Source organism: Streptomyces sp. NPDC051907 (assembly GCF_040681075.1).
In the GTDB taxonomy this organism is placed as follows: domain Bacteria; phylum Actinomycetota; class Actinomycetes; order Streptomycetales; family Streptomycetaceae; genus Streptomyces.
Genome location: NZ_JBFAYB010000003.1, coordinates 43157 through 63697, shown reverse-complemented (window position 1 = coordinate 63697; position 20541 = coordinate 43157). Strand labels below are relative to the sequence as shown.

The 20541-nt window shown below is 73.6% G+C and carries 16 protein-coding genes and 1 riboswitch; of the genes, 9 read left to right on the top strand and 7 right to left on the bottom strand.

The annotated features are described in order from the left end of the window. Nucleotides 1–85: 85 nt before the first annotated feature. Entirely contained in the window at nucleotides 86–1405 is a 1320-nt protein-coding gene (locus AB0M39_RS02855; RefSeq protein WP_365359422.1) for a glycosyltransferase family 4 protein, read from the bottom strand. A gap of 199 nt (nucleotides 1406–1604) precedes the next feature. Between AB0M39_RS02855 and AB0M39_RS02850 the strand changes: the two genes are divergently transcribed. Further along, on the top strand, nucleotides 1605–2261 hold the full coding sequence (locus tag AB0M39_RS02850; protein WP_365359420.1) for a TetR family transcriptional regulator: 657 nt from the start codon (nucleotides 1605–1607) through the stop codon (nucleotides 2259–2261). Nucleotides 2262–2428: 167 nt separating this feature from the next. Here the strand turns inward: AB0M39_RS02850 and AB0M39_RS02845 are convergent, their stop codons facing one another. The 3 genes from AB0M39_RS02845 to AB0M39_RS02835 all read right to left on the bottom strand — a co-directional run bounded on the left by AB0M39_RS02845 (nucleotide 2429) and on the right by AB0M39_RS02835 (nucleotide 4735). Beyond that, nucleotides 2429–2962 (bottom strand): hypothetical protein, encoded by a 534-nt coding sequence (locus tag AB0M39_RS02845; RefSeq protein WP_365359418.1) that lies wholly within the window; start codon nucleotides 2960–2962, stop codon nucleotides 2429–2431. Nucleotides 2963–3041: 79 nt separating this feature from the next. Further along, a complete protein-coding gene (locus AB0M39_RS02840; protein ID WP_365359416.1) occupies nucleotides 3042–3275 on the bottom strand; it encodes a ferredoxin in 234 nt (77 codons plus the stop codon). Next, nucleotides 3275–4735: an aldehyde dehydrogenase gene (locus AB0M39_RS02835; protein WP_365359414.1), complete on the bottom strand. Its 1461-nt coding sequence runs from the start codon at nucleotides 4733–4735 to the stop codon at nucleotides 3275–3277. The genes AB0M39_RS02840 and AB0M39_RS02835 overlap by 1 nt, the downstream gene beginning before the upstream one ends. Nucleotides 4736–4854: 119 nt before the next feature. Between AB0M39_RS02835 and AB0M39_RS02830 the strand changes: the two genes are divergently transcribed. The 7 genes from AB0M39_RS02830 to AB0M39_RS02800 all read left to right on the top strand — a co-directional run bounded on the left by AB0M39_RS02830 (nucleotide 4855) and on the right by AB0M39_RS02800 (nucleotide 13619). Then, the gene (locus AB0M39_RS02830; RefSeq protein ID WP_365359412.1) at nucleotides 4855–5895 is read left to right on the top strand and encodes an MBL fold metallo-hydrolase; all 1041 of its coding nucleotides are present in this window, start codon (nucleotides 4855–4857) and stop codon (nucleotides 5893–5895) included. Between the two features lie 605 nt (nucleotides 5896–6500). Beyond that, nucleotides 6501–6574, top strand: a riboswitch (cobalamin riboswitch). Nucleotides 6575–6707: 133 nt separating this feature from the next. Then, nucleotides 6708–7967, top strand: a complete 1260-nt coding sequence (locus tag AB0M39_RS02825) for a prenyltransferase/squalene oxidase repeat-containing protein (protein WP_365359410.1) — start codon at nucleotides 6708–6710, stop codon at nucleotides 7965–7967. Beyond that, complete coding sequence (locus AB0M39_RS02820) at nucleotides 7967–8626, top strand: SCO2322 family protein (protein WP_365359408.1); 660 nt, start codon at nucleotides 7967–7969, stop codon at nucleotides 8624–8626. The genes AB0M39_RS02825 and AB0M39_RS02820 overlap by 1 nt, the downstream gene beginning before the upstream one ends. Before the next feature lie 620 nt (nucleotides 8627–9246). Then, nucleotides 9247–10305 carry an energy-coupling factor transporter transmembrane protein EcfT gene (locus AB0M39_RS02815; RefSeq protein ID WP_365359754.1) on the top strand — a complete coding sequence of 353 codons (1059 nt, stop codon included), beginning with the start codon at nucleotides 9247–9249 and terminating at the stop codon, nucleotides 10303–10305. After that, the gene (locus AB0M39_RS02810; protein WP_365359406.1) at nucleotides 10302–11990 is read left to right on the top strand and encodes an ATP-binding cassette domain-containing protein; all 1689 of its coding nucleotides are present in this window, start codon (nucleotides 10302–10304) and stop codon (nucleotides 11988–11990) included. Before AB0M39_RS02815 ends, AB0M39_RS02810 begins: the two co-directional genes overlap by 4 nt. 14 nt (nucleotides 11991–12004) lie before the next feature. Continuing rightward, nucleotides 12005–12847 carry an ECF transporter S component gene (locus AB0M39_RS02805; protein ID WP_365359752.1) on the top strand — a complete coding sequence of 281 codons (843 nt, stop codon included), beginning with the start codon at nucleotides 12005–12007 and terminating at the stop codon, nucleotides 12845–12847. Nucleotides 12848–13196: 349 nt separating this feature from the next. Continuing rightward, nucleotides 13197–13619, top strand: a complete 423-nt coding sequence (locus AB0M39_RS02800; protein ID WP_365359404.1) for a transglycosylase SLT domain-containing protein — start codon at nucleotides 13197–13199, stop codon at nucleotides 13617–13619. Nucleotides 13620–13669: 50 nt separating this feature from the next. Here the strand turns inward: AB0M39_RS02800 and AB0M39_RS02795 are convergent, their stop codons facing one another. Both AB0M39_RS02795 and AB0M39_RS02790 read right to left on the bottom strand, forming a co-directional pair. After that, nucleotides 13670–15004, bottom strand: a complete 1335-nt coding sequence (locus AB0M39_RS02795; protein ID WP_365359402.1) for an alpha/beta hydrolase — start codon at nucleotides 15002–15004, stop codon at nucleotides 13670–13672. A gap of 101 nt (nucleotides 15005–15105) precedes the next feature. After that, the gene (locus AB0M39_RS02790; protein ID WP_365359400.1) at nucleotides 15106–16275 is read right to left on the bottom strand and encodes a steroid 3-ketoacyl-CoA thiolase; all 1170 of its coding nucleotides are present in this window, start codon (nucleotides 16273–16275) and stop codon (nucleotides 15106–15108) included. A 389-nt stretch (nucleotides 16276–16664) separates the two neighbouring features. Between AB0M39_RS02790 and AB0M39_RS02785 the strand changes: the two genes are divergently transcribed. Beyond that, nucleotides 16665–17930, top strand: a complete 1266-nt coding sequence (locus tag AB0M39_RS02785) for a cytochrome P450 (protein ID WP_365359398.1) — start codon at nucleotides 16665–16667, stop codon at nucleotides 17928–17930. A 312-nt stretch (nucleotides 17931–18242) separates the two neighbouring features. Here the strand turns inward: AB0M39_RS02785 and AB0M39_RS02780 are convergent, their stop codons facing one another. Continuing rightward, nucleotides 18243–20333, bottom strand: coding sequence for a bifunctional glycosyltransferase 87/phosphatase PAP2 family protein (locus AB0M39_RS02780; RefSeq protein WP_365359396.1), 2091 nt, complete (start codon nucleotides 20331–20333; stop codon nucleotides 18243–18245). Between the last annotated feature and the right edge of the window lie 208 nt (nucleotides 20334–20541).

The following is a 20541-nucleotide window of genomic DNA, read 5'->3' as shown; positions in this document are numbered from 1 at the left end:
GACGGTCAGGGGGTGAGGGGAGGTGCGGCGGGCGGTTCTGGGCGAGCGGGGCGCCGCCGGGTCCGTGCGGCGGGGGCCGCGCGGTTCAAGGGGTGCGTACGGACGTGGCGCGCGACGACGCCTCGATCGCCGCGCGGTAGTGCTCGGCGGTGCCGATGGCCGCCTGTCGCCAGGTGAAGCGGGCCAGCACCCGCTCCCGGCCCGCCGCGCCGAGCCGCGTGCGCAGCGCGGGGTCGGCGAGAAGCCGGCCGAGCGCGGCGGCGAGCGCCCCGGCGTCGCCCGGCGGCACGGCCAGACAGGTCTCCCCGTCCGGGCCCGCGACCTCGGGGATCGCGCCGCCGGTGGTGGCGACCAGCGGGGTGCCGGTGGCCATCGCCTCGGCGGCGGGCAGCGAGAAGCCCTCGTACAGCGAGGGGACGCAGGCGATCTGCGCGCCGCGCACCAGGTCGACGAGCTCGGCGTCGGTGATGCCCTTGACGAACTCGACGGCGTCGTTCAGGCCGTACCGCTCGATGAGCTGCGCGACCGGCCCGTCCTCGGCGCGCTTGCCGACGACGACGAGGTGGGCCTCGGGGTTCTCCGTACGGACCTTGGCCAGCGCCTCGACGAGGTGGACCAGGCCCTTGAGCGGGACGTCCGCGCTGGAGGTGGTGACGATCCGGCCGGGGACCTCGGGGATCGCCGGGTCCGGCGAGAACAGGTCGGTGTCGGCGCCGATGTGCACGACGTGGACGCGGTCCGCGCGGACGCCGAGATGGTCGACGATCTCCTGCTGCGAGGAGCCGGAGACGGTGAGCACGGACGGCAGCCGGCGCGCGACGCGCTTCTGCATACGGGTGAAGCCGTACCAGCGGCGCACGGAGGCGCGGCGCTTCCAGTCTTGCGCGGCGGCCAGGTCCAGCTGCCGGTCGACGGTGATGGGGTGGTGGATGGTGGTGACCAGGGGCGCGCCGAGGCCGCCGAGGAGTCCGTAGCCGAGCGTCTGGTTGTCGTGGACGACGTCGAACGCGCCGCGGCGGGCGCGCAGATGACGGCGGGCGCGCAGCGAGAAGGTCAGCGGCTCGGGGAAGCCGCCGGTCCACATGGTGGCGACCTCGAGGGCGTCTATCCAGTCGCGGTACTCGTCGCGTCGGGGCGTGCGGAAGGGGTCCGGGCTGCGGTACAGGTCCAGGCTGGGCAGCTCGGTCAGCACGACGCCCTCGTCGAGCACGGGATAGGGCTGGGCGCCGATCACCTCGACGGTGTGCCCGAGGCGGGCGAGCTCACGCGACAGATGCCGTACGTAGACGCCCTGGCCGCCGCAGAACGGGTTCCCTTTGTACGTGAGGAGGGCGATGCGCAGCGGGTCGTCGCCGCTCGCGGACGCGCCCCCGCGGGGCCTGGCCTCTATGGCCTCAGCGGTCACTCACGGCCCCCTTCATCACTGCGTTTCGCCGGAGCGTAGCTGCTCGCGCTAATCTAGAACAAGTTTCAGACTTGATGGTTCACGGAGCTTCGAATCTACCGGCAGGTAGTGCAGCTGTGAGGGCCGGATCAGGTGATTCGCGCCACGACACGGGCCCTGCGATGCTGGGCGGTCCGGACTCGCCGATGGAACGGGACATATGAGAGCGGAAGCCAAGTCGCCGGCCCCGGCGTCGCCGCCCCTGACAGAGCGCCAGGAGGCGCGCCGCCGTCGGATCCTGCACGCCAGCGCGCAGCTGGCCAGCCGGGGCGGCTTCGACGCGGTGCAGATGCGCGAGGTCGCCGAGTCCTCGAGCGTCGCGCTCGGCACGCTCTACCGCTACTTCCCGTCCAAGGTCCATCTGCTCGTGGCCACCATGCAGGACCAGCTCCAGCACATGCACACGACGCTGCGCAAACGCCCGCCGGGCGGGGACAGCGCCGCCGAGCGGGTGGCCGAGACGCTGATGCGGGCCTTCCGGGCGCTCCAGCGCGAGCCGCAGCTCGCCGACGCCATGGTGCGGGCGCTGACCTTCGCGGACCGCAGCGTCAGTCCCGAGGTGGACACGGTCTCGCGGCAGACGACGGCGATCATCCTCGACGCGATGGGTCTGGAGGACCCGACGCCCGAGCAGCTCTCCGCGGTCCGCGTCATCGAGCACACCTGGCACTCGGCGCTGATCACCTGGCTGTCGGGGCGCGCCTCGATCGCCCAGGTGAAGATCGACATCGAGACGGTGTGCCGGCTGATCGATCTGACCACCGAGGCGCCGGCACCCGACCCCGCGGCGCCCGCGAAGAGACGCGCCCGCGCCTAGCCGCGACCGGGCCCGCGAGGCCGCCGGCACCACCAGCAGCACCACGGGCACCACCACCGGCGCCGGCACCAGCGGCGCCGACCGGGCCGGCGCGGCCGTGCGCTCAGGGGCCTGGGCCTTCCCGGACGGGGCCTGGGCCTTCCCGGACACGGCCGCGCGCGCGAGCGCTACGACTTCTTGTTCTTCGCCAGGTCCGCCGCGAACGCCTTCGCGCACTCCGCGCTCTCGGAGGTGGCGGCGAAGGAGATCATGACGAAGGACGAGCTCATGTTGTGGTAGCTCGCCTGCAGCCGCCAGCCGCTCTTCTTGAGCCCCTTGACGGTCGACTGCTTCTCCTTGTGGGCGCTGGACTCGGTCCAGCCCGCCTTCTCCAGCTCGGCGACCATGGCGCCGTAGCCCTTCTCGGGGTCGGCCGCACCCTTGCCGTCGCTCTGCCAGACGACCATGCAGTCCGCCAGCGCGCCCTTGCCCTTCTCGGACTTGCGCGCGGTCAGGCCCGCGGTGCTCGCCGCGGCGGCGATCTCCTTGTCCACGGCGTCGCCGTTCAACGGGCCCTGCTCCTGGGCCGGCTGAGACGCAGAGGACGCTGAGGCCGCGGGCGAGTCCTTGCCCTGGTCGCCCTTCGCGTCGCCTTCGCTGCCGCAACCCGCCGCCAGCACAACCACCCCGGCGGCCGCGGCCGCCCACCTCACCCTGCGCACTGAACTCCTCAGTCGACCGGCGCGCGGGCCTCGTGCCCGCGCAGTCCGGCGAGAAGTCTCGCATGATCGTTCGCAGCGGCTACTCCTCGGGCGGGAACACCGGCTCCCCGCCCGCCACCAGGGTGATGGCGATCGCCTCGACCGGGCAGTTCTCGGCCGCCGCGAGGATCTCCTCGCTGGCGTCGAGGTCGGCGTCCTGGGGGTGCGACTGACGGGCCGAGTCCAGCCGGAAGCCGTCCGGGGCATGGCCCACGCACATTCCGGAGCCGATGCACACGCTCCGGTCCACTTCGACGTGCCAGCGGTCGCCCATCAGCTGTCCCCGTATCCGGCCGGAAGGTGGATCATCTTGTGCTCCAGATACGCGTCGTATCCCTCGGGCCCGAACTCCCGTCCCATGCCCGAGTTCTTGTACCCGCCGAACGGCCCGAGCATATCGAGGCTGAAGGTGTTGACGTTGTACGTGCCCGTCCTGACACGCCGTGCGAAGTCGATTCCGCGCTCGACGTCCAAGGTCCAGACACTGCCGCTGAGTCCGTAGTCGGAGTCGTTCGCGATCGCGACCGCCTCGTCCTCGTCCGCGTACGGCAGCAGACAGATGACGGGCCCGAAGATCTCCTCGCGGGCGACGCGCATGGAGTTGTCGACCCCGCCGAAGAGGGTCGGCTCGACGTACCAGCCGCGCTCCAGGCCGGACGGGCGGCCGCCTCCGGCGAGGATCTTCGCCCCCTCCTCCTGGCCGATCCGGATGTAGTCGAGGGAGCGCTGCTGCTGACGCCTGGCCACCAGCGGGCCGACCTGGGTGGCCGCGTCCAGCGGGTCGCCGACGACCAGCGCGCCGGCCGCGGCGGCGAAGGCCTCGGCGATCTCGTCGTACCGGCCGCGCGGCGCGAGGATGCGGGTCTGGGCCACACACGCCTGGCCGTTGTTCATCCACGCGGCGGGGACGATCCCGGCGACCGCCGACTCCAGGTCGGCGTCCGGCAGGATCACGGCGGCGGACTTCCCGCCGAGCTCCAGCGTGAGGCGGGAGAGGTTGCGCGAGGCGACCTCCATGACCCGCTTGCCCGCGGCGACGGACCCGGTGAAGGAGACCTTGTCGACGCCCGGGTGCCCGACGAGGTACTCGCTGACCTCGCGGTCCGCCGGGAGGATCGACAGAACGCCCTCGGGCAGGCCGGCCTCCCGGGCGATCTCGCCGAGGATGTAGGAGTCCAGCGGCGTCTCGGGCGACGGCTTGAGTACGGCGGTGCAGCCGGCCAGCAGCGCGGGGCCGAGCTTGGCGGCGGCGGTGAACTGAGGGACGTTCCACGGCACGACGGCCGCGACGACGCCGACGGGCTCACGGCGTACGAGGATCGGCCCCAGCACCCCCGAGCGCCGCTCCTCGTGGGCGCAGCCGCGGGCGACCGTGATCGCCGCGTCCCAGACCATCATCGCGCCGAGTGCCTGGGCGAGGACGCTCCAGGAGTACGGAGAGCCGTTCTGGGAGCTGATGGAGCGCGCGATCTCCTCGTGCCGTACGGCTATCGCGTCCTTGATCCGGCTGACGACCGCGATCCGCTCGTCCAGCGTCATTCGGGGCCAGGGGCCCTCGTCGAAGGCCTTGCGGGCGGCGGCGACCGCCCGGTCGACGTCCGCGCGGGAGGCGTGCGGGACGCGGCCGATGACCTGCTCGGTGTGCGGCGAGACGACCTCGATCGTCGCGTCGCCCAGCGGATCGGCCAACTCCCCGCCGATGAACAGCTTTCCGTGTTCCACAAGCTCCGTCATGGCTGCTGCCTCCTGCGGGCGCGGTGCGGGCCGGACTGTTTCTGACACTGTTTCAGAACTGATATCAGTTCTAGTTATAGTGAGCAATGGCCTTGTCGCCGAAGAGAGATGAGAGCGCCATGCCCCAGGTGACCGAGCACGGCGGAGGCGTCTGGTCCATCGAGGTCCCCATCCCGGACAACCCCCTCGGTCACACGCTGGTCCATCTCGTCGACACCGATCGCGGCCCCGTCCTCGTCGACGCCGGCTGGGACGACCCGGCCTCCTGGGACACGCTCGTCGCCGGTCTCGGCGCGCTCGGCACGGCGATCGGCGACGTCCACGGCGTGGTCGTCACCCACCACCACCCCGACCACCACGGCCTGTCCGGCCAGGTCCGCGAGGCGTCCGGGGCGTGGATCGCGATGCACGCCGCCGACACCGCGGTCGTACGCCGTACCCGCGAGGCCGAGCCCGGCCTCTGGCTCGCGTACCTGGCGGACAAGCTCACGCGCGCGGGCGCGCCCGACGAGCACACCGCGCCGCTGCGCGCCGCCCGCGCCTCGGGCCGTATGCGCACGCTGCCCGGACTGCGGGCCGCCCTGCCCGACCGGGAGATAGTCCCCGGCGAGCTCCTCGACCTCGCGGGCCGCAGGCTGCGCGCCATCTGGACGCCCGGCCACACGCCCGGCCACGTCTGCCTCCATCTGGAGGAGGACCACCCGGCGAACCGGCCCGGCAACGGCCGCCTCTTCTCCGGCGACCATCTGCTGCCCGAGATCACCCCGCACATCGGGCTCTACGAGGACCCCGACGACGCCACGGTCGCCGACCCGCTCGGCGACTACCTCGACTCGCTGGAGCGCATCGGCCGGCTCGCCCCCGCCGAGGTGCTCCCGGCGCACCAGCACGCGTTCACGGACGCGGCGGGCCGGGTGCGCGAGCTGCTCGCCCACCACGAGGAGCGCCTCGCGGACCTGCTGACTCTGCTGGCCGAGCCGCTCACGGCATGGCAGGCGGCGGAGCGGATGGAGTGGAACAGGCCCTGGGAGCAGATTCCGTACGGTTCGCGGAACATCGCGGTCTCGGAGGCGGAGGCGCATCTGCGACGACTGGTGAAGCTGGGCCGGGCGGAGGTGCGGACGGGGAGCATTCCGACGACGTACATCGCGGCGGGGTAGGGGGTGTCGGGGGGGGTGGGCGGGGGCGTCGCCGCGGCAGCGTGGGCGGGGGCGGGGGGCTTCCTCGTCGGGAGGCGTGAGCGGAGGTCCTCCTCGTCGGGGAGGCGGGGTCCGGGGCCGCCGACCCGGCGGCGTGGGCGCGGGTCGCCGTCGGGAGAGGCATAGGCGGGGGCCGTCGTCGCGGAAGCGCGGGCCAGGGCCGTGCGCACGGGGGCACGGGCCGGAGTCATGCGCGGGGAGGCGCGGGCCGGGGCCGTTGGCGTCGCAGCGGCAGCAGACCGTGGGCGAGGAGACGCAGCCGCGGCTGCGTGCGCGAGGCACCGTCGCGGCCCAGCGCCCCAGCGGACCGTGGGCGCTCGCGGCGCTCCTCGCGGGGGGGGCTGCCGCGTGGCCGAGGGACCCCCTCGTCGGGGAGGCGGGGCGGGGCCGTTCGCGGCGCAGCGGCAGCGGACCGTGGGCGAGAGGGCGCCGTCGCGGCGCAGCGCCCAGCGGGCCATGGGCGACCGCAGTGCTCCTCGCGGGGGTCTGCCGCCTGGGCCGACCGGCCCGATATCGCGCAAGTGACCGGCCGGTAGAGTGTGCGAGTCGTCATCATGCCCGTACGGGGGGAAGCCGGTGCGAATCCGGCACTGACCCCGCAACCGTGAGCCGCCGTCCCCGGCGGCGAGTCGGAATGCCCCGTACGCGGTCGTGACCGGCTCGCGCCGCCGGCAGTCCGCCGGCGGCCGGCACCGTCGAGGTATACGGAGCCGGAGCTCTGGCTGCCCCTGCGCGCCTGTGCCCGGATCCCGCAGGAGAGGGCACCAGCCGCCATGACCACCGTTCGCCGCAGCGCCGTAGCGCTCACCGCCTCCGCCGTGCTCGGCATGGCCATCGCCTCGGCCGCCGCGCCGAGCGCGATCGCGGCCCCGTCCCCGACGCCCCCGCCGAAGGCGGCCCTGCCGTCCGGCCTGTACGGCACGGGCGACCCGACGTACGACGGCGTCTGGCGGCAGTCGCTGGCGCTGCTCGCCCAGGACACGGCGGGCGTCAAGCCGGCCGCGAAGGCCGTGGACTGGCTGAAGGCCCAGCAGTGCGACGGCGGCGGCTTCTCGTCGTACCGCGCCGACGCGACGAAGGCGTGCGACGCCAAGGTGTCGCTGGACTCCAACGCCTCCGCCGCGGCCGTGCAGGCGCTCGCCGCGCTCGGCGGGCAGGACGCCGCGGTGGACAAGACGGTCGCCTGGCTGAAGTCCGTGCAGAACGAGGACGGCGGCTGGGGCTACAACCCCGGCGGGGCCAGCGACGCCAACTCCACCTCGATCGTGATCGGCGCGCTCGCCGCGGCGGGCGAGAAGCCCGGCGAGCTGAAGTCGAAGGGCGGCAAGACGCCGTACGACTCGCTGCTGACCTTCGCCAAGCCGTGCGGCGGCAAGGACGGCGGGGTTTTCGTGTTCCAGGAGAAGGTGCCCGGCATCGTCGCCGACTCCACCGCCGCCGCGGTGCTCGGCGCGCACGGCAAGGGATTGGTCGTGACCGCCGGCGCGGCCGACCCGAAGGGGACGGCCTGCGAGAAGGCCACGACGATCGAGGGCGCCGCGCACAACGGCGCGGCCTACCTGGCGACGGCGCTCGCCAAGACCGGGCACCTGGTGACGCCTCCGATGCCGGGCGCCGAGGACCCGACCGAGAAGCCGGACTACGGGAACACGGCCGACGCCGTGGTCGCGCTGTCCGCGCAGGGGCTGCCGGACCAGGCGAAGAAGCCGCTCGCGTGGCTGCAGAAGCACTCGCAGGCGTGGGCGAAGGAGCAGGGACCGGCCGCGTACGCGCAGCTGATCCTCGCCGCGCACGCGGCGGGCGCGGACCCGCGCAGCTTCGGCGGCGCCGACCTGGTGGTGGGGCTGAACGCGACCGGCCCGGCGCCGGAGTCGACGCCCGACCCGACGAAGGACAAGCCCGCGGAGAAGGACTCCTCCGACGAGGACTCGGGCTCGGGGGCCGGCGTGTGGTGGATCGTCGGCGCGTTCTTCGCGGCGAGCGTCGGCGCGGGATTCCTGTTCAGCGGCCGCAAGAAGAACCAGCAGAAGTGATGCGCGGGCGACTGACCGCGCTGGTCCTCGCGCTCGGCGTGGCGCTGACCGTGCTGGGCGCGGGACCGGCGCAGGCGGCGGGCTACCGCTACTGGTCGTTCTGGCAGTCCAGCGGCGACGCGTGGACGTACGCCACCGAGGGCCCGGCGACCGCCCGTCCGGCCGACGGCTCGGTCAACGGCTACCGCTTCTCGGTGAGCGAGGACAGCGGGGACGCGGCGCGACCGCGCACGGCCCCCGACTTCGAGGCGATCTGCGGCGGGACCCCGGCGAAGGACGGCACGAAGCGGATCGGCGTGGTGGTCGACCCGGGCACGGCCGCGGACGCGCCCGAGGGCGAGACTCCGCCGGCGCAGCTCTCGCGCTGCGCGCAGGTGGACGAGGACGCGACGAGCGCGGAGGCGCTGGCGGCGGTGGCGAAGCCGCTGCGCTACAACAGCGGGGCGCTGCTGTGCGCGATCTCGGGCTACCCGAAGTCGGGCTGCGGCGAACAGGTCTCGGGCGAGAAGAAGCCGGCGGACGAGCCCTCGGCCACGAAGACGACCGACGCGGCCGACGGCGACGACGGCGGCCCGTCGTTGGGCGTCGTCGCGGGCATCGGAGCGGTCCTGGCACTGGCGGCGGCGGCCGTATGGCAGTCGCGCCGCCGCCGGGGATGACCGGCATGCCCAACGGCCCTGCGGCCCACCCGCCGGACGACCAGCCCCCGTCCCGGGGCGACGACGCGGCGGCGGCGGACGGCCGGGGCCGGGACGGCCGCATGACCGGCGACAGGCTGGCCGGGGGCGGGGGCGCCTCAGCCTCGGGCGACCGGGGCCGGGACGGCCGCACCACCGGCGACACGCCCCACAAGGCCAGCCAGGCCCCGGGCACGACCGGAGACAAGCCGGCCGCGACCGGCGACACCCCCGCCTTGGGCGACCAGGCCCGGGGCACGACCGGCGGCTGCCAGGCCGCAACCAGCGACACCCCGGCGGCGTACGGGCGGGGCCGGGACGACCGCACGACCGGCGACGGCCTGGCCGGGGGCGGGGGCGCCTCGGGCGACCGGGGCCAAGACGGCCACGCGACCGGCGACAGCCTGGCCGCGACCAGCGACACCCCGGCCTCGGGCGACCGGGGCCGGGACGGCCGCACCACCGGCGACGCACACCGCAAGGCCAGCCAAGCCCGAGACACCCGCACCCCCATCACCCCACCCCACAACCCCACCCCCACCACCCCCCTATCCCGCTTCCTCGCCCCCCTCCGCGCGCCCGTTGCCAGTCGGAGCAATGCGTTGCATGCCGGGGCCTGGTGGCTGTGGGCCCTCGGGCTTGCCGCGGCCTCCTCTCGGACCACCAATCCGCTGCTCCTCGGGATGCTCGTCGGCGTCGCGGGGTACGTCGTCGCCGCGCGCCGCACCGACGCGCCGTGGGCTCGGTCCTACGGAGCGTTCGTCAAGCTCGGGCTCGTCGTCATCGGCATCCGCGTCCTCTTCTCCGTCGTGCTCGGCTCCCCCATCCCCGGCACGCACGTCCTGTTCGCCCTCCCCGAGGTCCCGCTGCCCGACTGGGCGCGCGGGGTGCGGATCGGGGGGCGGGTCTCCGGGGAGCAGCTGCTCTTCGCGCTGTACGACGGGATGAAGCTCGCCGCCCTCCTCATCTGCGTGGGCGCGGCCAACGCGCTCGCCAACCCGGCCCGGCTGCTCAAGTCCCTGCCGGCCGCGCTGTACGAGGTGGGCGTCGCCGTCGTCGTGGCGATGACGTTCGCGCCGAACATGGTCGCCGACGTCGTACGCCTGCGCACCGCCCGCCGTCTGCGCGGGCGCCCCACCGGCGGCGTCCGGGCGATCGTCCAGATCGGGCTGCCCGTCCTGGAGGGCGCGCTGGAGCGGTCCGTGGCCGTCGCCGCGTCGATGGACGCCCGCGGCTACGGCCGCACCGCCGACGTCCCGCGCGCCGTGCGCCGCACCACCGCCGCGCTCACCCTCGGCGGTCTCCTCGGCGTGTGCGCCGGGTCGTACGGACTGCTCGCCGCGGACGGCGCGTCCTACGGGCTGCCGCTGCTGGGCGCCGGGCTGCTCGCCGCGACGGCCGGGCTGCGGCTCGGCGGCCGGCGGTCGGTGCGCACCCGCTACCGCCCCGACCGGTGGGGACCGCGCGCCTGGCTGGTGGCCGGGTCCGGCGCGGCGGTCGCGGTGCTGATGATCCGCGCGGGCGTCGCCGACCCCGAGGCCCTGCACCCCGGCGTCGTACCGCCGACCGCGCCGACGCTGCCGCTGTGGCCGGCGGCGGGCATTCTGATCGGCCTGCTGCCCGCGTTCGTGGCGCCCGTACCCAAGGAGTCGACCTCGTGATCCGCTTCGAGAACGTCTCGGTGACCTACGGCGACGCCCCGGCGCCCGCGCTCGACGGCGTCGATCTGACCGTCCCCGAGGGCGAGCTGACGGTTCTCGTCGGCCCGTCCGGGGTCGGCAAGTCGACGCTGCTGAACGCCGTGTCCGGGCTCGTCCCGCACTTCACCGGCGGCACGCTGCGCGGCCGCGTCACCGTGGACGGCCGCGACACGCGTACCCACAAGCCGCGCGAACTCGCCGATCTCGTCGGCACGGTGGGCCAGGACCCGCTCGCCCACTTCGTCACGGACACGGTGGAGGACGAGCTGGCGTACGGGATGGAGTCGCTGGGCCTGGCTCCCGAGGTGATGCGCCGGCGCGTCGAGGAGACGCTGGACCTGCTCGGGATGGCCGAGCTGCGGGACCGGCCGATCGCCACGCTGTCGGGCGGGCAGCAGCAGCGGGTCGCGATCGGCTCGGTGCTCACCCCGCATCCCAAGGTGCTGGTGCTGGACGAGCCGACGTCCGCGCTGGACCCGGCGGCGGCGGAAGAGGTGCTCGCGGTGCTCCAGCGCCTGGTCCACGACCTCGGTACGACGGTGCTGATGGCGGAGCACCGCCTGGAGCGGGTGGTGCAGTACGCGGACCGGGTCGTCCTGCTGCCGGGGCCCGGCGAGGCGCCGGTCGTCGGGGAGCCGGCGGAGATCATGGCGATCTCGCCGGTGCATCCGCCGGTGGTCGGGCTGGGGCGGCTCGCGGGCTGGGACCCGCTGCCGCTGTCGGTGCGCGACGCGCGGCGGAAGGCGGGCGGGCTGCGGGAGCGGCTGGCGGGCGCCTCGCCGGCCCCGGCCCCTGCCCCTTCCCCTGCGCTCGACGAACCGGGGCCCGCGGCCGCTCGTAAGGCCTTCGGGCGCGTCCTCGGCCGCAGGACGGGCTCGGACCAGCCCGCCGCGGCCGCCGCCGTCGCCGAGGTCTCCGCGCTCTCGGTCCGGCGCGGGCGGATCGAGGCCCTCCGCCGCGTCGACCTGGCCGTCTCCCCCGGCGAGACCATCGCGCTCATGGGGCGCAACGGCGCCGGGAAGTCCACCCTCCTCAACACGCTCGTCGGGATGGTCGAGCCGTCATCGGGCAGCGTCCTGGTCGGCGGGCGCGCGCCGGCCCGCACGGACCCCCGGGAGCTGATCCGGCAGGTCGGGCTGGTGCCGCAGGAGCCGCGGGATCTGCTGTACGCGGACACGGTGGCGGTGGAGTGCGCAGCCGCCGACGCGGACGCGGGCGCGGAGTCCGGCGCCTGCCGCGCGCTGGTGAGCGAGCTGCTGCCCGGCGTGGCGGACGAGACGCATCCGCGGGACCTTTCCGAGGGGCAGCGCCTGGCCCTGGCCCTGGCGATCGTCCTCACGGGACGGCCGCCGCTGCTGCTGCTCGACGAGCCGACGCGCGGACTGGACTACGCGGCCAAGGCCCGGCTCGTCTCCGTGCTCAAGGCTCTCGCCGCCGACGGCCACGCCATCGTTCTGGCCACCCATGACGTGGAGCTCGCCGCTGAGCTGGCGCACCGTGTGGTGATCCTCGCCGACGGCGAGATCGTCGCGGACGGCCCGACCCCCGAGGTCGTGGTCTCCTCCCCCGCCTTCGCGCCGCAGGTGGCCAAGATCCTGGCCCCGCAGAAGTGGCTGACCGTCTCCCAGGTCAGGGAGGCGCTGTGAAGCCCGAGAAGCCTGTGACCCCTCAGGGACCTCCGACGAAGCCCGTGAGCGCGCGCCCGCTGCGCCTGGGCCCCCGTTCCGTCGCCGCGCTCGTGCTGGTCTCCGGGATCGGGGTGATCGCCTTCGGCTGGCCGCTGCTCGCGGACGCCGACTCCGGGCTCGCCCACTCCGCCGACGCCCCCTGGCTCTTCGCCGCGCTGCTGCCGCTGCTGGTGGCGGTCGTGGTCGCAACGGTCGCCGACACGGGGATGGACGCGAAGGCGGTGGCGATGCTGGGGGTGCTCGCGGCCGTCGGGGCGGCGCTGCGGCCGCTGGGGGCGGGCACGGCGGGCCTGGAGCCCATGTTCTTCCTGATGGTGCTGAGCGGCCGGGTCCTCGGGCCGGGCTTCGGCTTCGTGCTGGGCGCGGTCACGATGTTCGCGTCCGCCCTGCTGACCGGGGGCGTCGGCCCCTGGATGCCGTTCCAGATGCTGGCGATGGGCTGGTTCACCATGGGCGCGGGGCTGCTGCCGGGACCGGACCGGCTGCGCGGGCGCGCCGAGCTGCTGATGCTCGCGCTGTACGGGGCGGTGGCGGCGTTCGCGTACGGGACGGTCATGAACCTCCAGGGCTGGACGTACATCGGCGGGCTCTCCTCCGGCGTCTCCTTCCACCCCGGCGACCCGGTCCACGAGAACCTGGTGCGCTTCCTCGCCTACTGCACGGCCACCTCGCTGGGCTGGGACCTGGGGCGCGCGGTCCTGACCGTGGTGCTGACGCTGACGGTCGGCTCGACCCTGCTGAAGGCGCTGCGGCGGGCCACGCGGCGGGCCTCCTTCGAGGCGCAGGTCACATTCGAGACTCCCGACGGGCGCTGACAGGTCCTGACAGGGGGTGCTCGCGGGTGAGCCGCCCCACAGGGCCTCAGTCCCGTACGAGCCTTATTAGTACGCCATGGGCGTTATGTCCGAAGTCTCCCTTCGCGGGTGCGACCTGCGGAGACGCCCCCGTCAACCCCCTTGGGCATATCGGGGCACATGCGACCTCGACTAGTAACAAGGGTCGTTGCGACGCCCTGGACGGGTCGGTAGAAAGGTTCTCGTCGCAAGGCGCCGCAGAGCCCGTCAGCTGGGCCGCATCGCGTCACTCAGCGGCCGAATCCCACCCCCGCAGGTGGCTTCGGCGTGCCTGTGAGCGGCCGCCCCGTCCCCGACGTTAGGTCTCCTCTTGTCTCGCACGCTCGTCCGCAGCATCATCGCCCGCCCGAAGTCCGCTCTCGTCGGCTCCGCCCTGGTTCTGGGCGTCGCCGGCACGGTGGTCGGCATGAACCCGGCCACGGCCTCCGCCGCGCCGAGCGCGTCCGGCTCCGCCAAGGCGGTAGCGCAGAAGATGATCGCCGACGACGCGCAGTTCCAGTGCTTCAGCAAGATCGTGTCGCACGAGAGCAACTGGGACCCGAAGGCCTCGAACCCGTCTTCCGGCGCGTACGGCCTGGTCCAGGCGCTGCCGGGCGACAAGATGGCCTCCGCCGGCTCCGACTGGCAGACCAACCCGGCCACCCAGATCGAGTGGGGCCTGGACTACATGGAGGAGCGCTACGGCAGCCCGTGCGGCGCCTGGTCCTCCTGGCAGGCCAAGGGCTGGTACTGAGCCCAACCCCAGCCCAGCCCAGCCCAGCCCCGCCCCGCCCTAGGCGATCCCTACAGCACCCGCCCGTCGTCCCGGTCGAGCGCGTTGAACCAACGCGCGATCTTGGGCGACGCGCTCTTGAAGGCCCCGACGTGGTCGACCGAGCCCTGGTCGAGCACCGGGGCCTTCGTGCCGTTGCGGGCCAGATCGCGGGCGCAGCTGCGGGAGTTGGAGATCGACACGTCGGTGTCCGCGGCCGCGGTGTAGAGCCGCACCGGGGACTTCGGCTTCCAGTCGCAGTTGCCGTCCTGGGCGCGCAGCGCGGCCAGGAGCGCGCCCCGGGGGTGCTTGACCCGCTGGTAGTACGCGGGCGTGAGCAGCTCCTTCAGGGTCCCGGGCAGCGCCTTGGCGATGTCCTCCTCCTGGTGCCGGCCGTCGAAGAGCCGCTCGACCCGGGAGGCGTACGGCGCGCGGAAGGCCTCCGCCGGACTCCGGTACAGCGGGCGGAGCCGGTTCTGCGCGGTGAGGAAGTACGACAGGTAGAAGACGCCGCTCGCGGGGCTGACCCGGCCGTCGAAGAGCGCGGGCAGCTCGGCGTGCTGGAGGTCGTACGGCCCCGAGATCGGCGCGAGCGCCCGCAGCCGAAAGCGCCGGTCGGCGCCGGCGTCCAGGGCCCGGCCGAGCGCCATGGCGACCTGGGCGCCCTGGGAGAAGCCGGTGACGTACACGTCGCCGGTCAGCGGGCGCCCCATCAGCCGGGCCGCCGTCCGCGCGGCGCGCAGCATGTCGACGGAGGCGGTGACGGAGGACGCGGTGTCCATGTACGGGTGCCGGCCGGGGCCCTTGCCGAGGCCGAGGTAGTCGGGGGCGGCGACGGCGCGGCCCGCGGAGGCGTGCAGATAGGGGGCGAGCCGGCCGGGACCGGTGGTGACCGAGGGGGCGTTCGCGCGGTGGGCCATGGTGCCGTGGGTGTCGGAGACGAGGTCGAGCCGGCGGTCGCCGCCGCGGGGCAGCACGAGCAGTCCGGTGGCGTGCGTGGGGCGGCCCTCGGGGGTGATGGTGCGGTAGGCGAGCCGGTAGGCCCGTACGCCGTGCTCGACGGTCCGGGCGTCCATCCCGGCCCGCGAGACGAAGCGGGCGACCTGGGCGCGGTCGAGCACGGCGACGGGCTTGAGGCTCACTAACGCGCCCCGCCCGTATGTCTGTTGGGAGTGCGAGGCGCCGTGCTTCGAGGCCGGCCGCTCCGCCGCGACCGCGGTCGCGGTCGCGGTCGCAGCGGTGGCCGTGGTCGCCGTGGTCACCAGGGCGACCACCGCGGCGGTCGCGCCCGCGAGCCGCCGACGCGCGGTGCCGTGAGCCGAGTCGGCCGTGCCGGAGTGAGTCGAGGTGCTCGTCTGTGAGGTCATGTACTCGAAGGTAGGAAACCGCCGCCCTCTTGGACATACGAGCAGCACCCGGAACAGGGTGCACTCGACGACACCCCCGCCGACTCGCCCCAGCACCCGCCTCAGAGGCGCTGGATGATCGTCCCCGTCGCCAGCGCCCCGCCCGCGCACATCGTGATGAGCGCGAACTCCTTGTCTCTGCGCTCCAGTTCGTGCAGCGCGGTGGTGATCAGCCGCGCGCCCGTCGCGCCCACCGGGTGGCCCAGCGCGATGGCGCCGCCGTTCACATTGACCTTCTCCAGGTCCTGGTCGAAGACCCGCGCCCAGCTCAGCACCACCGACGCGAACGCCTCGTTGACCTCGACCAGGTCGATGTCCCTGAGCGACATGCCCGCCTTGCCCAGCACCGCGCGCGTCGCGTCGATCGGGCCGTCGAGGTGGAAGTGCGGGTCCGCGCCGACCAGCGCCTGGGCGACGATCCGGGCGCGCGGCTTGAGCTTGAGGGCCCGCGCCATGCGCTTGGAGGCCCACATGATCGCGGCGGCTCCGTCGGAGATCTGCGAGGAGTTGCCCGCCGTGTGCACGGCGGTCGGCATGACCGGCTTCAGCGTGGCCAGCGCCTCCATGCTGGTGTCGCGCAGCCCCTCGTCCCGGTCGACGAGGCGCCACATGCCCTGACCCGCGGCCTGCTCCTCCTCGGTGGTGGGCACCTGCACGGCGAACGTCTCGCGTTTGAAGCGCTCCTCGGACCAGGCGGCGGCCGCCCGCTCCTGCGAGAGGAGCCCGAGGGAGTCGACGTTCTCGCGGGTCAGCCCGCGGTTGCGGGCGATGCGCTCGGCGGCCTCGAACTGGTTCGGCAGGTCCACGTTCCACTCGTCGGGGAAGGGCTTGCCGGGGCCGTGCTTGGAGCCGCTGCCCAGCGGTACCCTCGACATGGCCTCGACGCCGCAGCTGATGCCGACGTCGACGACGCCGCCGGCGATCATGTTGGCGACCATGTGGCTGGCCTGCTGCGAGGAGCCGCACTGGCAGTCCACGGTGGTGGCCGCGGTCTCGTACGGCAGTCCCATCGCGAGCCAGGCGTTGCGCGCGGGGTTCATGGACTGCTCGCCGGCGTGGGTGACGGTGCCGCCGACGATCTGCTCGACGCAGTCGGCGTGGATGCCGGTGCGGCCCAGCAGCTCGCGGTAGGTCTCGCCCAGGAGGTAGGCGGGATGGAGGTTGGCGAGCGCGCCCTGGCGCTTGCCGATGGGAGTGCGTACGGCTTCGACGATGACGGGTTCCGCGGCCATGAGCTCGTCCTCTCCTCGCACGGCCGCCGGGCGTCCCGGCGCCTCGCGGCCGACTCTGTCCCTCCGGGGGCGACCCCGGATCCCGGAAGTAGTACGCGTTCTAGTTCTCCACGCAGTCTTATGAGTGCTACCCCCGGTACGCAAGGGTCTTGCACGCCCCCGCTCCAGCGTTCCGCGAGCAACAGGCGCCGCCGCAGGCCTTGCTACTTGTAGAACTCGTTACTACCTTTCGGTCAAATTCTGATGGGTCGTCAGACAAATTGCTCGACCGTGTCCACCCAGCCACCGCCGCGCCCCAGCCGCCACGCCCCGACCCGCCGACCGCCCGCCCGCTCGCCACGCCGTCGCGGCGCCGCGTCGACAGACCCCCGCCAGAACTGGAGTTGACCTTGAAGCTGCCGAAGGACTGCCCCCACCTGCCCGAAGGGTTCGACTTCACCGACCCCGACCTCCTCCAAGACCGCGTCCCGCACCCGGAGTTCGCCCAGATGCGGCAGACCGCCCCGGTCTGGTGGTGCGGCCAGCGGCCCGGGATCGCCGGGTTCCAGGACGAGGGGTACTGGGTCGTCACCCGGCACGCCGACGTCAAGCACGTCTCGACGCACCCCGAGCTCTTCTCCTCCCACACCAATACCGCGGTCATCCGCTTCAACGAGTCGATCAGCCGCGACCAGATCGACGCACAGCGGCTGATCATGCTCAACATGGACCCACCCGAGCACACCCGGGTCCGCCAGATCGTCCAGCGCGGCTTCACCCCCCGCTCGGTCCGCTCCCTGGAGCAGGCGCTGCGCCGCCGCGCCCGCACGATCGTCGAGACCGCCCTGGCGAGCGCCGCGGACGACGGCAGCTTCGACTTCGTCACCCGCGTCGCCGCGGAGCTCCCGCTCCAGGCGATCGCCGAGCTCATCGGGGTGCCGCAGGAGGACCGCGCCAAGATCTTCGACTGGTCCAACAAGATGGCGGCGTACGACGACCCCGAGTACGCGATCACCGAGGAGATCGGGACCGAGGCGGCCATGGAGATCGTCTCGTACGCGATGAACCTCGCCGCCGCCCGCAAGGAGTGTCCCGCCAAGGACATCGTCAGCCAGCTGGTCGCCGCCGAGGACGAGGGCAACCTCTCCAACGACGAGTTCGGCTTCTTCGTGATCCTGCTGGCCGTGGCGGGCAACGAGACCACCCGCAACGCCATCAGCCACGGCATGCACGCCTTCCTCACCCACCCCGACCAGTGGGAGCTCTACAAGCGGGAGCGGCCCGAGACCGCGGCGGAGGAGATCGTGCGCTGGGCCACGCCCGTCGTCTCCTTCCAGCGCACCGCGACGCAGGATCTGGAGCTGGGCGGGCAGCAGATCAAGAAGGGCGACCGGGTGGGGCTGTTCTACTCCTCCGCCAACAACGACCCCGAGGTCTTCGACGCCCCCGAGCGGTTCGACATCGCACGCGACCCCAACCCGCACCTCGGCTTCGGCGGCGGAGGCCCGCACTTCTGCCTCGGCAAGTCCCTCGCGGTCATGGAGATCAACCTGATCTTCAACGCCATCGCCGACACGATGCCCTCGCTCAAGCTCGCCGGGGACCCGCGCCGGCTGCGCTCGGCCTGGCTCAACGGCATCAAGGAACTCCAGGTCAGCGCCGCGGAGGCGGGCTGACCCGGCGAGTCGTGGGAGGCAGGGGCCACCTCGTCCCACGCCCCAGCCCCTGCCTCCCGCAGCACGGCACGGCCGCCCGGCGCGACGCGTTCCGGCCCCCGGGTGGCGGATCCGCCCGGGGAGGCGGATCCTTGACGGAACGCGACGATCCACCCCAGGGGGCGCGGGGACGACCCGTGCCTCTTGGGGCGTCGACATGTCCGGACGCCTCCTGGGGGCGTCGACCGCGGCCGGAGGACACTTGGGCGTCGACCGCGGCCGGACGGCACGTCCGGCCGGCGCCCCTCGGCGCCAGGCCCCGTGCCGCGGGCGCTACTTCGGGGCCGCCCCGACCGGAGCGGACTCGGCCGGCGCCTGCTCGTCCTTCCGCGTCTGGGGCAGCGCGCCCTTCGGCACCTGCAGCTGGCGCCGCCCGGCCAGCAGGTACGTCAGGCCGAAGCCCGCGCCCACCACCGCGGCGCCGCCCACCGCGTCCAGCACCCAGTGGTTGGCGGTCGCCACGATCGCGCAGACCGTGAAGAGCGGGTGGAGCAGGGCGAGCAGCTTCATCCACAGCTTCGGCGCGAGGACCACCACCACCAGCCCGCACCAGAGCGACCAGCCGAAGTGCAGCGAGGGCATCGCCGCGTACTGGTTGGTGACCGCCGTCATCGCCCCGTAGTCCGGGTTGGCGAGGTCCTGCGGGCCGTGCACGGTGTCGACGAAGCCCATGCCGGGCATCAGCCGCGGCGGGGCCAGCGGGTAGAGCCAGAAGCCGAACAGCGCCAGGAGCGTGGCGAAGGCGAGCGAGGAGCGGGCCCAGCGGTAGTCGACGGGACGGCGTACGTACAGGACGCCGAGGATCGCCAGCGGCACCACGAAGTGGAACGAGGTGTAGTAGAAGTCGAAGAAGGCCTCGGCCCACCCCGCCTCCACCACCGCCTGGTTGACCCAGTGCTCGAAATTGATGCCGAGCGCCTGCTCCATGGCGACGATCTGTCGGCCGTGCTCCTCGGCGGCGGCGACGCCGCCGGTCGCGGCGGCCCGGATCTGCGAGTAGATGGAGTAGCCGACCCGGATCACCAGGAGTTCGAGCAGCAGGTTGGGGCGGCTCAGCACGCGCCGCCAGAACGGCAGCAGCGGCACCCGGGCCCAGCGGGCGGGCAGCGGCCGCGCGTACTGGGTGGGGACCGGGCGGCGGAAGTACTCCGAGGTGCGCGGCAGGAACGGCACCGCGCACGCGGCCGCCAGCGCCGCGATCAGCAGGACGTTGTCGCGCACCGGGTTCAGGGCGGCCATGTTCGGCAGCAGCATCTTGCCCGGCAGGGTCATCGTCAGGACTATCAGCACCGGCCAGAGCATGCGGTCGGAGGCGCGCCTGCCGACCCGGCCGACGACGGCGAGTAGCACCCACAGCAGCTGGTGCTGCCAGGCGGTCGGCGAGACGGCGACAGCCACGCAGCCGGTCACGGCGACGGCGAGGAGCAGCTGCCCGTCCTTGGCGTAGCGCACGGCCCGGCGGAGGCCGAAGAAGCAGACGGCGGCCGCGAGGACGACGAAGAGCGCGATCTCCAGGGGCCCGTGCAGGCCGAGGCGGAGCAGCGCGCCGTGCAGCGACTGGTTGGCGAGGCTGTCGGGGCGCGCGCCGAGCCCGGCGCCGGCGACGTGGTGGACCCAGTACGTCCAGGAGTCGCTCGGCAGCGCGGCCCAGGCCAGCGCGGACAGCGCGGCGAAGGTCCCCGCGGAGGCCGCGGCGGCCTGCCTGCGGCCGGTGAGCCAGAGCAGCGGCGCGAAGAGCAGCACGGTGGGCTGGAGGGCCGCGCCGACGCCGATGAGCACGCCGGCCGGTCTCTCTCCGCGTACGGCGAGCGCGCCGAGCAGGACGAGCAGGACCGGGATGATGCTGGTCTGGCCCAGGTGGAAGCTGTTGCGCACGGGCAGCGAGAGCATCAGCAGGCTGATGGCGACCGGGGCGGCCAGCAGCCTGCTGCGGCGCGTGACCGGGCCCGGCAGCGCGCGTGCCACGACGAGGCCGAGGGCGGCGACGAGCAGCAGCGTGGCGAAGGTCCAGGGGACCCCGAGGCTCTGTTCGGCGGAGCGTGCGAGGGGCTTGAGGACGAGGCCTGCGAAGGGGGTGCCGGTGAACTTGTCGGCGTCGTAGAGCGAGCCCGCCACATGCAGGACGCCCCTCTCGCCGATCCAGGTCTCCAGGTCGGTGAGCCGCTCACCGGGCGGCTGTCGCAGCACCGCCGCCGTCTGTCGTACCGCGAGTACGGCCGCGACGAGCCAGAGGGCGATCCTGGCCGCCGCCGTCCTCGAGTCGCTCGTCGCACTCCCGCGCACGCTGTGCTCCGCGTTCGCCACGTCGCGCCGCGCCTCCCCACGTTCTGTGTTGCTGGTCCATAGAGCCTCGCACTGCCCCATGAAGAAGACTCAGGCAACCCCGTCTTCGCCTGACTGTCACCCTGACTTGACCGATTATCTCGCCCCGGCGGCGCCGGAAGAGCAAGATCCGCCGCAACGGAACCACAAGGTCCGTCGACGCCGTCACAGGAGGCATGCGGGGGAACATACAAGAACAGACGCCACGGCACATACCAGGTCAGGCCGGTCGGACGGGGCGCAGGCGCTC

Coding starts and splice junctions, on each gene's coding strand:
- AB0M39_RS02850 (WP_365359420.1), top strand. CDS start 1,605: ATGAGAGCGGAAGCCAAGTCGCCGGCCCCGGCGTCGCCGCCCCTGACA.
- AB0M39_RS02795 (WP_365359402.1), bottom strand. CDS start 15,004: ATGACCTCACAGACGAGCACCTCGACTCACTCCGGCACGGCCGACTCG.
- AB0M39_RS02790 (WP_365359400.1), bottom strand. CDS start 16,275: ATGGCCGCGGAACCCGTCATCGTCGAAGCCGTACGCACTCCCATCGGC.
- AB0M39_RS02840 (WP_365359416.1), bottom strand. CDS start 3,275: ATGGGCGACCGCTGGCACGTCGAAGTGGACCGGAGCGTGTGCATCGGC.
- AB0M39_RS02835 (WP_365359414.1), bottom strand. CDS start 4,735: ATGACGGAGCTTGTGGAACACGGAAAGCTGTTCATCGGCGGGGAGTTG.
- AB0M39_RS02825 (WP_365359410.1), top strand. CDS start 6,708: ATGACCACCGTTCGCCGCAGCGCCGTAGCGCTCACCGCCTCCGCCGTG.
- AB0M39_RS02820 (WP_365359408.1), top strand. CDS start 7,967: ATGCGCGGGCGACTGACCGCGCTGGTCCTCGCGCTCGGCGTGGCGCTG.
- AB0M39_RS02830 (WP_365359412.1), top strand. CDS start 4,855: ATGCCCCAGGTGACCGAGCACGGCGGAGGCGTCTGGTCCATCGAGGTC.
- AB0M39_RS02780 (WP_365359396.1), bottom strand. CDS start 20,333: ATGGGGCAGTGCGAGGCTCTATGGACCAGCAACACAGAACGTGGGGAG.